Annotated in this window: 14 protein-coding genes; 3 read left to right on the top strand and 11 right to left on the bottom strand. The window is 63.2% G+C overall.

The window, feature by feature from the left end; genetic code table 11:
• Nucleotides 1-3: 3 nt before the first annotated feature.
• The 5 genes from leuC to DQG18_RS01790 form a co-directional block, all read right to left on the bottom strand.
• Nucleotides 4-1,416 carry a 3-isopropylmalate dehydratase large subunit gene (leuC, locus tag DQG18_RS01770; RefSeq protein WP_116652496.1) on the bottom strand — a complete coding sequence of 471 codons (1,413 nt, stop codon included), beginning with the start codon at nucleotides 1,414-1,416 and terminating at the stop codon, nucleotides 4-6.
• 113 nt (nucleotides 1,417-1,529) lie between these two features.
• Entirely contained in the window at nucleotides 1,530-2,060 is a 531-nt protein-coding gene (ppa, locus tag DQG18_RS01775; RefSeq protein ID WP_116652497.1) for an inorganic diphosphatase, read from the bottom strand.
• Between the two features lie 176 nt (nucleotides 2,061-2,236).
• Complete coding sequence (locus tag DQG18_RS01780) at nucleotides 2,237-2,542, bottom strand: ATP-dependent Clp protease adaptor ClpS (protein ID WP_116652498.1); 306 nt, start codon at nucleotides 2,540-2,542, stop codon at nucleotides 2,237-2,239.
• Between the two features lie 60 nt (nucleotides 2,543-2,602).
• Nucleotides 2,603-4,435, bottom strand: a complete 1,833-nt coding sequence (gene typA / locus DQG18_RS01785; protein ID WP_116652499.1) for a translational GTPase TypA — start codon at nucleotides 4,433-4,435, stop codon at nucleotides 2,603-2,605.
• A gap of 269 nt (nucleotides 4,436-4,704) precedes the next feature.
• The gene (locus tag DQG18_RS01790) at nucleotides 4,705-5,928 is read right to left on the bottom strand and encodes an argininosuccinate synthase (protein ID WP_116652500.1); all 1,224 of its coding nucleotides are present in this window, start codon (nucleotides 5,926-5,928) and stop codon (nucleotides 4,705-4,707) included.
• A 169-nt stretch (nucleotides 5,929-6,097) separates the two neighbouring features.
• Between DQG18_RS01790 and DQG18_RS01795 the strand changes: the two genes are divergently transcribed.
• Nucleotides 6,098-6,745, top strand: a complete 648-nt coding sequence (locus DQG18_RS01795; protein ID WP_198669626.1) for a LysE family translocator — start codon at nucleotides 6,098-6,100, stop codon at nucleotides 6,743-6,745.
• A gap of 89 nt (nucleotides 6,746-6,834) precedes the next feature.
• Nucleotides 6,835-7,029, top strand: coding sequence for a YqaE/Pmp3 family membrane protein (locus DQG18_RS01800; protein WP_116652501.1), 195 nt, complete (start codon nucleotides 6,835-6,837; stop codon nucleotides 7,027-7,029).
• Here DQG18_RS01800 and rlmN read toward each other — a convergent pair.
• The 4 genes from rlmN to thpR all read right to left on the bottom strand — a co-directional run bounded on the left by rlmN (nucleotide 7,026) and on the right by thpR (nucleotide 10,272).
• A complete protein-coding gene (gene rlmN, locus DQG18_RS01805; protein WP_116652502.1) occupies nucleotides 7,026-8,225 on the bottom strand; it encodes a dual-specificity RNA methyltransferase RlmN in 1,200 nt (399 codons plus the stop codon). The genes DQG18_RS01800 and rlmN overlap by 4 nt on opposite strands.
• 115 nt (nucleotides 8,226-8,340) lie before the next feature.
• On the bottom strand, nucleotides 8,341-8,850 hold the full coding sequence (locus DQG18_RS01810; RefSeq protein ID WP_116652503.1) for an invasion associated locus B family protein: 510 nt from the start codon (nucleotides 8,848-8,850) through the stop codon (nucleotides 8,341-8,343).
• 105 nt (nucleotides 8,851-8,955) lie between these two features.
• Entirely contained in the window at nucleotides 8,956-9,492 is a 537-nt protein-coding gene (locus DQG18_RS01815) for an invasion associated locus B family protein (RefSeq protein ID WP_157969958.1), read from the bottom strand.
• A 240-nt stretch (nucleotides 9,493-9,732) separates the two neighbouring features.
• Nucleotides 9,733-10,272, bottom strand: coding sequence for an RNA 2',3'-cyclic phosphodiesterase (gene thpR / locus DQG18_RS01820; protein ID WP_116652505.1), 540 nt, complete (start codon nucleotides 10,270-10,272; stop codon nucleotides 9,733-9,735).
• A gap of 221 nt (nucleotides 10,273-10,493) precedes the next feature.
• Between thpR and DQG18_RS01825 the strand changes: the two genes are divergently transcribed.
• Nucleotides 10,494-11,219: a Bax inhibitor-1/YccA family protein gene (locus DQG18_RS01825; RefSeq protein WP_116652506.1), complete on the top strand. Its 726-nt coding sequence runs from the start codon at nucleotides 10,494-10,496 to the stop codon at nucleotides 11,217-11,219.
• Between the two features lie 80 nt (nucleotides 11,220-11,299).
• Here the strand turns inward: DQG18_RS01825 and DQG18_RS01830 are convergent, their stop codons facing one another.
• Nucleotides 11,300-11,677, bottom strand: coding sequence for a DUF2794 domain-containing protein (locus tag DQG18_RS01830; protein ID WP_425454204.1), 378 nt, complete (start codon nucleotides 11,675-11,677; stop codon nucleotides 11,300-11,302).
• A 376-nt stretch (nucleotides 11,678-12,053) separates the two neighbouring features.
• Nucleotides 12,054-12,791: a DUF1223 domain-containing protein gene (locus tag DQG18_RS01835; RefSeq protein WP_116652507.1), complete on the bottom strand. Its 738-nt coding sequence runs from the start codon at nucleotides 12,789-12,791 to the stop codon at nucleotides 12,054-12,056.
• Nucleotides 12,792-12,829 lie beyond the last annotated feature (38 nt).

Below are 12,829 nucleotides of genomic sequence, written 5' to 3' on the forward strand. Positions count from 1 at the left end.
CGGTCAGGCCTTGTGCGGCCACTCGCGAATATCGACGAAATGACCGGCAATGGCGGCGGCGGCGGCCATGGCGGGGGAGACCAGATGCGTGCGGCCCTTGAACCCCTGCCGGCCCTCGAAATTGCGGTTCGAGGTCGAGGCGCAGCGCTCGCCGGGCGCCAGCTTGTCGGGGTTCATGGCAAGGCACATCGAGCAGCCCGGCTCGCGCCAGTCGAACCCGGCCGCCTTGAAGATCTTGTCCAGTCCCTCGGCTTCGGCCTGGGCCTTGACCAGTCCGGAACCCGGAACGACCATGGCGTTGACCCGCTCGCTGACCTTGTGGCCGGCGACCACCGCGGCGGCGGCGCGCAAATCCTCGATCCGGCCATTGGTGCACGACCCGAGGAACACCCGGTCGATGCCGATATCGGTGATCCTGGTGCCCGGCGTCAGGCCCATATATTCGAGCGCCCGCCATTTCGAGGCCCGGCGGTTGGCATCGGCGATGTCGTCGGGATTGGGCACCGCGCCTGTGACCGAAATGACGTCCTCGGGTGAGGACCCCCAGGAAACGATCGGGGGCAGATTGGCCGCATCGAGCCGCACGTCCTTGTCGAAATGGGCGCCCTCGTCGGTATAGAGCGTCTTCCAGTATTCGAGCGCCATCTCGAACGCCTTGCCCTTGGGCGCGCGCGGGCGGCTCATCACATAATCGAAGGTCTTTTGGTCCGGCGCGATCAGTCCGGCGCGCGCGCCGCCCTCGATACTCATGTTGCACACCGTCATCCGGCCTTCCATGGAAAGGCTCTCGATGGCCTCACCGGCATATTCGAGCACATGCCCCGTGCCGCCGGCCGTGCCGATTTCCCCGATGATGGCCAGGATAATGTCCTTGGCGGTGACCCCCTGGGGCAACGCGCCGTCGACGGTCACCCGCATGTTCCTGGCCTTTTGCTGGATCAGCGTCTGGGTCGCGAGCACGTGCTCGACCTCGGAGGTGCCGATGCCGTGGGCCAAGGCGCCGAACGCGCCGTGGGTCGAGGTGTGGCTGTCCCCGCAAACGATCGTCATGCCGGGCAGCGTGAACCCCTGCTCGGGCCCCACGATGTGCACGATCCCCTGGCGCTTGTCGAACTCGTCGTAATATTCGATGCCGAAATCGCGCGTGTTCTCGGCCAGCGCCTCGATCTGGATGACGCTTTCGGGGTCCGGGTTGGGCAGGCTGCGGTCCGAGGTCGGCACGTTATGGTCGACGACCGCCAGCGTGCGCTCGGGCGCACGCACCCCGCGCCCGGACAGCCTTAGCCCCTCGAAGGCCTGCGGGCTCGTGACTTCGTGAACGAGGTGACGGTCGATATAGAGGATGGCGGTGCCGTCCTCATTGTAGGCAACGACGTGGTCATCCCAGATCTTGTCATAGAGTGTGCGGGCGGTCATGAGGCGTTACGCTTTTCGCAAAAGGGTTGAAGGGCCGTACCGGAGGTTACGGTCCGGTATCTCTACCCCCTGGGGCCCGAGCCGGTCAAGGCCGGCCCGGCGCGCCGATTGTCTCAACCCTTCCGGGCCATGGCAATGGATTGCAGGATCACGTTCCTGGCATCGTCGGCATTGCCGATCCGGTCGATCCGCGCCCATTTTTCCGGCTCGAGGTCCTTGTAATGGGTAAAGAAGTGCTTGACCCGCTCGACCTGGATCGCGGGCAGATCGTCCACATCGGCGATCGCGTCATACATGCGGGTGAGCTTGGAGACGGGCACCGCGAGGATTTTTTCGTCCTGCCCGCCATCATCTTCCATGAACAGCACCCCAACGGGCCGCGCGCGCACGATGGCGCCGGGCACCAGCGGGCGGGAGTTCATGACGATGACGTCGAGCGGATCGCCGTCCCCGCAAAGGGTATGGGGCACAAAGCCGTAATTTCCCGGATAGCGCATCGGCGTATAAAGAAAACGGTCGACGAACAGCGCCCCCGAGGCCTTGTCGATCTCATATTTGATCGGCTCTCCGCCCAGCGGCACCTCGATGATGACGTTGAGATCCTCGGGAGGGTTGGCGCCGACGGGGATGGCATCGATATTCATGGTGACGGGCTGTCCTGGGTTGGAAATGGGGGAGGAAGGGTCCGGGGGACCTATGGCCCACCCATTGCGACAATTGCAAGACGAAAAGGAAACGATGGCGGCACGCCCGGCGACGCCCTTCCCCCCCGTTTACCCCGATAAACCGGGCAAAGACGGCAAGAGAGCGCTGGGTCCGCCTATTCTTCCGGCTCGACGACGAACATCAGCGGAAAGCCCGCATCGCGCGCCAGATCCACCGCCTCGGTGGCCTTGGCCTCGGCGATCTCGCTGGTATAGACCGCAATGACGCTCACGCCCTTTTGATGCGCGGTCATCATGCGTGCGTTGGCCTCGTCCTCGGTGAGCCGGAACACAGCCTTGAGGACGAGCACGACAAATTCGCGCGGCGTATAGTCGTCGTTGAGCAGGACGACGCGGTAAAGCCGCGGCCGCGCGGTTTTCTGCCTGGTCCGGGTCCTGCCCTTGGTGATGCTGTCGCTCATGGCTCCGCACCCCACGCTTGCTGAAAATCGTCTCCAGTCTATCCCATCAGGGCCGGGCCATCAAAGCGAGGTGCCCGCCTCCGCCGCTGCCGCCGCGCGCGCGGCGCGCTTGCGCTCGTGGGGGTCGAGATGGACCTTGCGCAGCCGCACCGATTGCGGGGTCACCTCGACATATTCGTCATCGGCAATATAGGAGAGCGCCTGTTCGAGGCTGAGCTTCTTGGGCGGGGTGAGCCGGATGGCCTCGTCCTTGGAGGTCGTGCGGATATTGGTCAACTGCTTGCCCTTCAAGGGATTGACCTCGAGATCGTTGTCGCGGTTGTGCTCCCCGATGATCATGCCCTCATAGACATCGACGCCCGGATCGATCAGCATCGGTCCGCGATCCTCGAGGTTAAAGAGCGCATAGGCCACCGCCGTCCCTGTGCCGTTGGAGATCAAAACCCCCGTGCGGCGCATGGGCAGCGGGCCTTTATAGGGCGCGTATTGGTGGAACACGCGGTTGAAGATCGCCGTGCCGCGCGTGTCGGACAACAGCTCCGCCTGATAGCCGATCAGCCCGCGCGTCGGCACGTAAAGCCGCACCCGCGTGCGCCCATGGCCCGAAGGGCGCATTTCGGCCAGTTCCCCCCGCCGCTCGCTGAGTTTCTGGACGACGACCGAGGCGTAATCGTCATCGACATCGATGGTGACCTCTTCGACCGGCTCGAGCCGCTGGCCGTTTTCCTCGCGCAACAGGACGCGCGGGCGCCCCAGGCACAGCTCGAACCCCTCGCGGCGCATGGTCTCGATCAATACCCCGAGCTGAAGCTCGCCGCGTCCCGCGACCTCGAACGAATCCCCGTCCGTCCCGGGCGTCACGCGGATGGCGATATTGCCTTCGGCCTCGCGCAACAGTCTTTCACGGATGACGCGGGACTGCACCTTGTCGCCCTCGCGGCCCGCAAAGGGCCCGTCATTGACCCGGAAGGTAACCGAAAGCGTGGGCGGGTCGATCGGCTTGGCCTCGAGCGGTTCGGCGACCTGCAGCACGGTGATGGTATTGGCGACCGTTGCGGTCTCCAGTCCGGCAATGGCGACGATATCGCCCGCCCGGCCTTCCTCGATCGGCTCGCGTTCGAGCCCGCGGAACCCCAGAACCTTCGAGATGCGCCCCTTTTCGACCACCTGCCCGTCGCGCGAAAGCGCATGGACCGCGTCGCCGGGCTTGGCAGTGCCCGAATGGATGCGCCCGGTCAGGATGCGACCCAGAAACGGGTTGCGCTCGATGCTGGTGACCAGCATGCGGAACGGGCCGTCCTCGACGGTGGGTTCGGGGAAATGCTCGATGATCTTGTCGAACAGCGGCGCCATGGATTTTTTGGGCCCCTCGGGGTCCGCCGCCATCCAGCCCTGCTTTGCCGATCCGTAAAGCACAGGAAAATCGAGCTGTTCGGGGGTGGCATCGAGCGCAACGAACAGATCGAATATCTCGTCGAGCACCTCGCCGTGGCGCTCCTCGGGCTTGTCGATCTTGTTGATGGCAACGATGGGGCGCAGCCCGATCTTCAATGCCTTGGAGAGCACGAACTTGGTCTGCGGCATCGGCCCTTCGGCGGCATCGACAAGGATGACCGCCCCGTCGACCATCGAGAGGAACCGCTCGACCTCACCGCCGAAATCGGCGTGGCCGGGGGTATCGAGGATGTTGATGCGCGTATCGTGCCAGTTGAGCGAAGTGACCTTCGCCAGAATGGTGATGCCGCGCTCCTTTTCCAGATCGTTGGAATCCATCACCCTGTCGTCGACCTTCTGGTTGTCGCGGAAGGTGCCGGACTGGCGCAGGAGGACATCGACGAGGGTCGTCTTGCCATGGTCGACGTGGGCAATGATCGCAATATTGCGCAAGCTCATAAGGGGGCAGCCATTTTCGGGGTTTTGGTTAGGTGAGGCTGCAATAGCCTGCCAATGGGGCGCGAACAAGGAAAAAGCGGCGCAGGGGCCGGATGGGCGGCGGCTGGCATCGTTGGCCCCCTCATCCGACCACCGCTTTGCTCCGGCCACCTTCTCCCACGAGGGGAGAAGGGAACTCCGTGGATATTTCGGCTCTTGAGCCCCCCTCTCCTCTTATGGGAGAGGGGGTGGGGGTGAGGGGGCTGCGATGCCGGCCAGAAACGCCGAACCTACCGCCTCAGCCGCAGTTCGCGTGCGCCATAGGTCCTGAGCCGCAAGCCGTTGAGCCGGATAAAGCCCTCGGCGTCGTGGTGATCGTAGGTGCCCGTGCCTTCCTCGAAGGTGACGAGGTCTTCCGAATAGAGCGAATAGGGCGAGGAGCGCCCGACAACGTTTGCCGAACCCTTGTAGAGCTTCACGCTCACCTCCCCGCTCACATGTTCCTGGCTCTTGTCGATCAGCGCCTGGAGCATTTCGCGTTCGGGCGCGAACCAGAACCCGTTATAGATGAGTTCGGCATAGCGCGGCATGATCTCGTCCTTGAGATGCGCCGCGCCTCTATCGAGGGTGATGCTCTCGATGCCGCGATGCGCGGCCAAAAGAATCGTGCCGCCCGGCGTCTCGTAGATGCCCCGGCTCTTCATGCCGACAAACCGGTTCTCGACCAGATCGAGCCGGCCGATGCCGTGCTTGCCGCCCAGTTCGTTAAGCTTTGTGAGCAGGGACGCCGGGGACAGCTTTTCGCCATCGACCGAAACCGGATCGCCCTTCTCGAACCCGATGGTGATGGTCTGCGGCGTATCGGGCGCGTCCACCGGATCGACTGTGCGCTGATAGACGTATTCGGGCGCCTCGACCGCGGGATCCTCGAGCACCTTGCCTTCGGACGAGGTGTGCAGGAGATTGGCGTCGACCGAAAAGGGCGCTTCGCCGCGCTTGTCCTTGGGCACGGGGATCTGGTTTTTTTCGGCGAACTCGATGAGTTTGGTGCGGCTCTGGAGGTCCCATTCACGCCAGGGCGCAATCACCTTGATCGAGGGGTTGAGCGCATAGGCGGAAAGCTCGAACCGCACCTGGTCGTTGCCCTTGCCGGTCGCCCCGTGGGCGATGGCGTCGGCCCCGGTCTCCTCGGCGATCTCGACGAGACGCTTGGCGATCAGCGGGCGGGCGATCGAGGTGCCCAGAAGATAGACCCCTTCATAGACCGCGTTGGCGCGGAACATGGGAAAGACATAATCGGCGACGAATTCCTCGCGCAGGTCCTCGATATAGATTTCCCTTATGCCCAGCAGTTCTGCGCGCTGGCGGGCCGGTTCGAGCTCCTCGCCCTGCCCCAGATCGGCGGTGAAGGTCACCACCTCGCAATCATAGGCCTGCCGGAGCCATTTGAGGATGATCGAGGTATCAAGGCCGCCCGAATAGGCAAGAACGACCTTCTTGATGTCTTTGCTCATGGATCTTGTCTTTGCTGGCCGCGCCCACGCGGCGGAACGATCGGGAAAACCGGCGCGACACTAACCAGATCGGCGAAGGGATGGCAACAGGCGCAAGGATTTCGCGCTTGCCCCGGCGCTCCAAGCGGGCATAACACCATGACGAGTCCCTTTTGGAGCTTTCTTTGAAATGATCGAGATGATTCCCTCGCTGAGCGTCGTCCTTGCCTTTGCGCTCGGCTCCATCGTGCTCGCCGTAACCCCGGGCCCGGACATGGCGCTGTTCATCTCGCGCACCGTCAATTTCGGCAAGACCCACGGATTCATGACCGTTTTCGGCGCCATGACGGGCGTTGCCGTCCACACCATGCTGGCCGCGTTCGGGATTTCGATGCTGATCCTGGCGGCGCCCGCCGCCTTCATGGCGCTCAAGATCGCCGGCGCCCTCTATCTCGTCTGGCTCGCCATCGCCGCTATCCGCTCGGGCACCGGGCTTTCGGTCAAGAAAGCCGCCGGCCGTACGCCCAGCCTTGGCAACAGCTATCTCACCGGGCTCGGCATCAATCTCGCCAACCCCAAGGTGGCGCTGTTTTTCGTCACCTTCCTGCCCCAGTTCATTTCGGCGGACGACCCGGCGGCCAGCGCCAAGCTGGTCTTTCTCGGGATCGAGTTCCTCGTCATCTCGGTGCCCATCGTCATCGCCATCGTCCTGGGGGCGCACTGGCTGACCGGCACGCTGATGAAATCCCCAAGGGTCCAGAAAATCCTCAACTGGAGCTTTGCGGCGGTCTTTGCCGGGTTTGCCGCCACCATCCTTTTCGCCGAGGCGCGGAAATAGAGCATCGGGCCGAAAAGGGAACGTCTTGCGCGCCTTCGGGCTTATTCCCATATCCAGGGCAAATCGCTCAGTTACGGGACCGCTTCGACATGACCTTTGGTGACTTCATCCGGATCGTCTTTTCGATCCTCATTCCCCCGCTCGGGGTGTTCCTGCGCGTGGGGTTCGGCCTGCACTTCTGGCTCAATATCCTCTTGACGCTGCTCGGCTACATCCCCGGCCTGATCCACGCCATCTGGATCATCGCGTCCTACAGAACTCGCGAGAACCAAGCCTATCGTTAGAGCATGAACGCGTCGCGGTCTTTCTTCTTCAGCCGCTCGGTTTCCGATTTCAACTGCCCGCAGGCCGCAAAGATGTCGCGGCCGCGCGGGGTGCGCACCGGTGAGGCGTAGCCCGCCCGGTTGACGATATCGGCAAAGGCCTCGATCCGGTCCCAGTCCGAGCATACGTAATTGCTGCCCGGCCAGGGGTTGAAGGGGATGAGGTTGATCTTGGCGGGGATCCTGGCCAGAAGCCGTACCAGTTCGCGCGCATCGGCGTCCGAATCGTTGATGTCTTTGAGCATCACATATTCAAAGGTGATGCGGCGGGCGTTGGAGACCCCCGGATAGGTGCGGCAGGCTTCCAGAAGCTCCTCGATCGGCCACTTCTTGTTGATCGGCACCAGCACGTCGCGCAGATCGTTGCGCACCGCATGGAGCGATATGGCCAGCATCACGCCGATCTCGCGACCCGTCGGCTCGATCTGGGGCACCACACCCGAGGTCGAGAGCGTGATGCGGCGCTTGGAAAGGCTCAACCCATCGCCGTCCGAGGCGATCAGCAAGGCCTTCTTGACGTTCTCGTAATTATAGAGCGGCTCGCCCATCCCCATCATCACGATATTGGTGATGGCGCGGGTTTCACCCGAAGGGACGAGCCCATCGGTGGGGCGCTGCCCCCCGGGGAAATCGCCCAGCCGCTCGCGCGCCATCATCACTTGGGCGAGAATTTCCCCAGCCGTCAGGTTCCGCACCAGCTTTTGCGTGCCCGTGTGGCAGAACGAGCAGGTGAGCGTGCATCCGACCTGCGATGAAACGCACAGCGTCCCCCGGTCGCTTTCCGGGATATAGACCGTTTCGACCTCGACCGGCGGCATGTTGGCGTGCAGGGGGTCGCGAAAGCGGAACAGCCATTTGCGCGTGCCATCGACTGAAACCTGCTCGGAAACGATCTCCGGCCGCCCGATGGCAAAGGCGTCCGCAAGCTCGGCACGCAGTCCCTTGGCGATATTGGTCATGGCGGAAAAATCGGTGACGCCATTGACGTAGATCCAGTTCCAGAGCTGGCTGGCGCGCATTTTCGCGTCGCGCCCGGCAAGCCCGATCCCCTCGAGCGCCGCCGCCATCTCGCGGCGCGACAGCCCGACGAGATCGGCCGGGCCGGCACTTTGCGGGCGCGGCGCTGTGGTGTGATCGATGTTGAGCGCCAGACTCATGACGTGCGGTTTCCAAAAAACGAGAGTGTGAGGGGGCAAACATGGGCGGCGCACCCCGCGCCGTCAATGGCGAGGCGCCTTTAGCACATCCCCGGCCCCGGCGCAAAGCGGGAGGTCAGGGGCAGCCGCTGTCGATCGCGCGCGAGGCCGCCGTTGCCCCCGACAGCGAAAAGACCTGCCGCACCCGGACCCCGCGCTCGGACGTGCCCTCGACCGTCATGGTCGAGCCGGCGCGGATGGCTTGTGCGGCGGCAGCCGACTGGCCCGGATCGGCAAGCCAGGCCGCATCCCCACGCGTAAAGAGGGGGAACGCCTGCCCCCCCACGCTGAGCGTTGCCTGTGTATCGGGGGCGAAAGTGTATCCGGCAACAATGTTGATCTCGGTGCGCACCCCCTCGGCTGGGCGGTGCGTGATATAGAAATGGCCTTCGCCATAGCCCTCGGGGCGTGGCTCGACGGTCGTGGGGGTGGTCATCGCAAAACAGATGCGCCCGGCGCTCTCGGTCGTTGCATAGGCCGACCACTGGTTGTGGTCGCCAAGGATGCGCACCGATTGCCCGAAGGCCGGCAGCGAAAGTCCGCACAGGATCACAAGTCCGGCAAGTCTTTTGAACGTCAGAGCCATCGTTTAATCCCGATATGGAAGCTGAAAAGGCCGGGGCGATCCCCGACCTTTGCCAAAATCGCCGCGCGCTTGCAAGCGGTGCCCGCTCCTATTGCGGGCATGCTCTTATTGTGGGCATTCCTGGGCGGCGCGGTTGAGCGCGGCGGTGACCCCGCTCAGCGAATAGGTGTGGACGGTGTTGTTGCCCGCTCCCGAGGTGATCCGCACCTGGAGCGTTGCGCCCGCGCGCATCGCCGCGACAAAACCGGCCTCGTCCTCGACCGAGGCGAGCCAGCCCGCTTGCCCCTCGGTCACCATGGGATAGGACCGGCCGTCGACCGTCGCCGAGGCGTTGGGGCTGGACGAGGAAACCGGAAAATCGACCAGCACCGCGACCTCGTTGCGGTTGGCGGGCCGGATCGTCACCAGAAGGAAGGTCTTGGCAATATCGCCGTGATTGAGATTGGAGGGCTCGCGCGTCTGGGGGTTGGCCGCGACATAACAGATTTTTGATCCGCCATCGGTGTCGGTCCAGGCCGTCCAGTGCGTAAAGGTACCCAGATTGGTAGCCGCGGACGCGCCCGTTGCCGAAACCATGATCACAAGACCGGCAAGAACCCCAATAGCTGCGCGGCGCATCCGGCCCGATTGTCCTGACGTCATCGCCATACCCTTCCTATCGTCACAACGCAAAAACTCAACGCTTTTCAGTCTGCGGCGATTTTGCGCCCCTATGGTTACCAAGGAGCAAAAATTGCGTCGGATTCATTTAAAATCTCGTGGCAATCTAGATGGAAATTTGGCCGTATTTTGGCCCCACCCGGACCGTGAGCGTCTTTGCCCCTTATGGCAAACCCTTGCTTAACCGGGACTGAACGCGAAAAGCTTCCCTCGCCTTCGCGCTCAGACATCAAAAGGGAAATCGTGCTCGACCACATAGGGGCCGCCCCCGATCTGGTTGCGGCTCGAATAAAGCACCGACCGGGTCGCGGTAAATTTCAGCGGCACGAAATGCCCCGCCTGGGCGATGTGGGTGGCCAGATCCTGCGCCGGGGTGCCGCCAAGCCGCGCAAGGGTCACGTGGGGCACGAACTTGCGGCCGTCCGGCTCAAGTCCCGCCCGCTGCAGCGCCCGCCCATGGGCCGCCTCGAGCCGGTCGAGCGCCGCGTTGGGCGCCACCCCGGCATAAAGGGCGCGCGGCTTGTTGCCGCCGAACACCCCCAGATGGTCGATCGTTATCTCGATGGCCCCGGACGTCCCGAACCGCTCGAGCGCCTCGACCACCTCGTCGGCCACGCGCAGGTCGATATCCCCGATATAGCGCAGGGTGATGTGATAGTTGTCCGGATCGATCCAGCGCGCGCCCATCAGCCCACCGCGCTTGAGCGAAAGAGCAAGGCCGACATCGGGCGGGATCTCCAGTCCGGTGAACACTCTGGGCATCGCACACTCCAGGGAAAAAGGAAGCCCGTCTTTACGGACACTATCAGGTTTTTCCGGTTCTATGGCACGACAAGGCAAAAGTTTTGAGACCCGATTGCCGCACCGGGTTATTCTTGTAATTTCAATCATCCGTCTCCATATTGTGAGCCAAATCGGGCGGCATCATCGGGATGTCGCGCGGCTCCCCGCCACACGATTGCAAAACGAGGATGGAACGAAACATGGCACAATACGACCGTCAGACCCTTACGGGTCGTGCAGCTACGGCCGCCGCCATTGACGAGGGTCTGCGCAGCCACATGCTGCGCGTCTACAACTATATGGGTATCGGCCTGGCCGTGACCGGGCTTGTCGCCTACTTCACCGCACAATGGGCCGTCTCGAGCGTCGAGGCGCAGCAACTGCTTTATGGTAGCCCGCTGAGCTGGGTGATCATGCTCTCCCCGCTCGCCTTCGTGCTGGTGCTGAGCTTCGGGATCAACAAGCTTTCCTTTTCGACGGCCCAGCTTGTCTTCTGGGGCTTTGCCGCCGTCATGGGGCTTTCGCTCTCTTCGATCTTTCTGGTCTATACCGGCGCGTCGATCGCCAAGGTGTTCTTCATCACCGCCGCCATGTTCGGCTCGATGAGCCTTTACGGCTACACCACCCGCCGCGATCTGACCGGTATGGGCTCGTTCCTCTTCATGGGGCTGATCGGGCTCATCATCGCCATGGTGGTCAACATGTTCCTCCAGAGCACAGCGCTCGAGTTCGCCATCTCGGCGATCGGCGTGCTGATCTTTGTGGGCCTGACCGCCTACGACACCCAGAAGATCAAGGAAGCCTATGCCGAGAACATCGGCCATGAGGGCCTGGGCAAGCTCGCCATCATGGGCGCGCTGACCCTTTATCTCGACTTCATCAACCTGTTCCTGATGCTGCTGCGCCTGTTCGGCAACCGCGAATAAGGACCCGCTGCATCCCAAGCCAAAAAGAGGCCGCGGAGATTTCCGCGGCCTTTTCTTTTTCAGGGCTCCGTGCGCGAGAGTCAGCGCACGATATAAAGATCGGGATCGAGCACGCGCAGCACATTGGCCAGATCGTGCCCGCGCTTCAAGACCCGCCCTTCGATGGAATGGATCATATACTGGCCCTGCCGCCGCGCGAGGCGCGGATTTTTTTCAACGACGAACAGCGGGCGTTCCGAGCTGCGCTTGTAGATGGAAAACAGCGCACGGTCGCCGAGCATGTCGAGCGCGTAATCGCGCCACTCCCCGCTCGCGACCTTCTTGCCATAGACGTTGAGGATCAGCCCCAGCTCGCGCCGGTCGAAGCTAACGACGGAGACATCCCGTTGCCGGGATGGCGCGGGCCCTGGAACACGGAGGCGGATAGGACCGGAGGAGTAATCCAGACTATCGCTCACGCACGGGCACCCATTGTCGCTCAATTGTCATCGAGACGATGATTGCCCCGTTCGCCGGTGCTGGCAAGCCCTATTTCGGGGCTCCGGAAAAACGCGAACATTCCCTCAAAATAACCGATTTCAGACACAATCCCTTCCCTTTGGCGCCGCAATGGACCGCTAGGGTCCATTCATTGCCTCCAGTGGCCGGCCGCCGGGTTCACCGAGCCCCCAAACCTTGAACCCGGCTGGCCGGCCGCCCTTCCCCAAATCCGTTTGGCGGATATGGGGGCATGGCGGACCGCCCCTGCAAGGTGCCGGTCCGCCAAAGGTTTGCCTACGATCTCCAAAATCCCCCACCCTCGATCGATCCCGGTCGAGGGTTCTTTTTTAAGGCTCAGCGCATGATCATGGCCGCGCCCACGATCGGGCCGGGCAGTTCGCCGTTCTTTTCCTGTATGAGGATTGCCGCCCCGTCATTGGGGCCAAGCGCGGCTTCGAGCGGGATGGCGATATCGGTGCCCGTTTGGGGGTTCCACATGCCGATGGCCTGCCGTCCGGTGACGATGTTGCTGTAGCGCAGGGTGCGGCCCGAATTTTCGCCCCGCGTCACTGGCACCTCGGCCTCGGCGCGAAAGGTCACGAGCCAGACAATCGACGGACCGGCCCCCGGCAGGCCGGGCGCCACGAGGTGGGCGGCGTCCCCATCCTCGATCGCAATGTCGAGATCGAGCGCGAGCTCGGTATCGGCCAGCGCCGCCTCCACATCGCTGCGCTGGCTGCCCACCATCCCCAGCGCGCCGTTGACGACCATTTGCGGGGTGAAGACCCGTCCCTTGCCCCAGCTTGCCGCGTAAGCCTTCTGCAATTCGGTGTTGGCCGACAGCGCGAAGGTGTCCTGCCAGCCGATATAGTCCCAGTAATCGATATGATAGGCCAGCGCCACCACCTGGTCGCGCCTGCCCAGCCGGGCCAGCAGGGCATCCGCCTCCGGGCAGCGCGAACAGCCCTGGCTGGTGAACAGCTCGACCACCGTCTCGGCGCCGGTCCTTATGTCGTAGCCTTGCGCCGGCCCGGCCATCAAGGGCCCGGCCACAAGCGCAAGGGTCAGCAATGGGGCGCGAAGGCGGTTCATGGGAATGTCTTTTAGGCGCTCGCCACAGGGACAGCCAG

Source organism: Pelagibacterium sediminicola, assembly GCF_003390885.1.
GTDB lineage: Bacteria > Pseudomonadota > Alphaproteobacteria > Rhizobiales > Devosiaceae > Pelagibacterium > Pelagibacterium sediminicola.

Excerpts from the sequence above, each read along its gene's own strand:
- leuC (WP_116652496.1), bottom strand. The coding sequence starts at position 1,416 with ATGACCGCCCGCACACTCTATGACAAGATCTGGGATGACCACGTCGTT.
- ppa (WP_116652497.1), bottom strand. The coding sequence starts at position 2,060 with ATGAATATCGATGCCATCCCCGTCGGCGCCAACCCTCCCGAGGATCTC.
- DQG18_RS01780 (WP_116652498.1), bottom strand. The coding sequence starts at position 2,542 with ATGAGCGACAGCATCACCAAGGGCAGGACCCGGACCAGGCAGAAAACC.
- typA (WP_116652499.1), bottom strand. The coding sequence starts at position 4,435 with ATGAGCTTGCGCAATATTGCGATCATTGCCCACGTCGACCATGGCAAG.
- DQG18_RS01790 (WP_116652500.1), bottom strand. The coding sequence starts at position 5,928 with ATGAGCAAAGACATCAAGAAGGTCGTTCTTGCCTATTCGGGCGGCCTT.
- DQG18_RS01795 (WP_198669626.1), top strand. The coding sequence starts at position 6,098 with ATGATCGAGATGATTCCCTCGCTGAGCGTCGTCCTTGCCTTTGCGCTC.
- DQG18_RS01800 (WP_116652501.1), top strand. The coding sequence starts at position 6,835 with ATGACCTTTGGTGACTTCATCCGGATCGTCTTTTCGATCCTCATTCCC.
- rlmN (WP_116652502.1), bottom strand. The coding sequence starts at position 8,225 with ATGAGTCTGGCGCTCAACATCGATCACACCACAGCGCCGCGCCCGCAA.
- DQG18_RS01810 (WP_116652503.1), bottom strand. The coding sequence starts at position 8,850 with ATGGCTCTGACGTTCAAAAGACTTGCCGGACTTGTGATCCTGTGCGGA.
- DQG18_RS01815 (WP_157969958.1), bottom strand. The coding sequence starts at position 9,492 with ATGACGTCAGGACAATCGGGCCGGATGCGCCGCGCAGCTATTGGGGTT.
- thpR (WP_116652505.1), bottom strand. The coding sequence starts at position 10,272 with ATGCCCAGAGTGTTCACCGGACTGGAGATCCCGCCCGATGTCGGCCTT.
- DQG18_RS01825 (WP_116652506.1), top strand. The coding sequence starts at position 10,494 with ATGGCACAATACGACCGTCAGACCCTTACGGGTCGTGCAGCTACGGCC.
- DQG18_RS01835 (WP_116652507.1), bottom strand. The coding sequence starts at position 12,791 with ATGAACCGCCTTCGCGCCCCATTGCTGACCCTTGCGCTTGTGGCCGGG.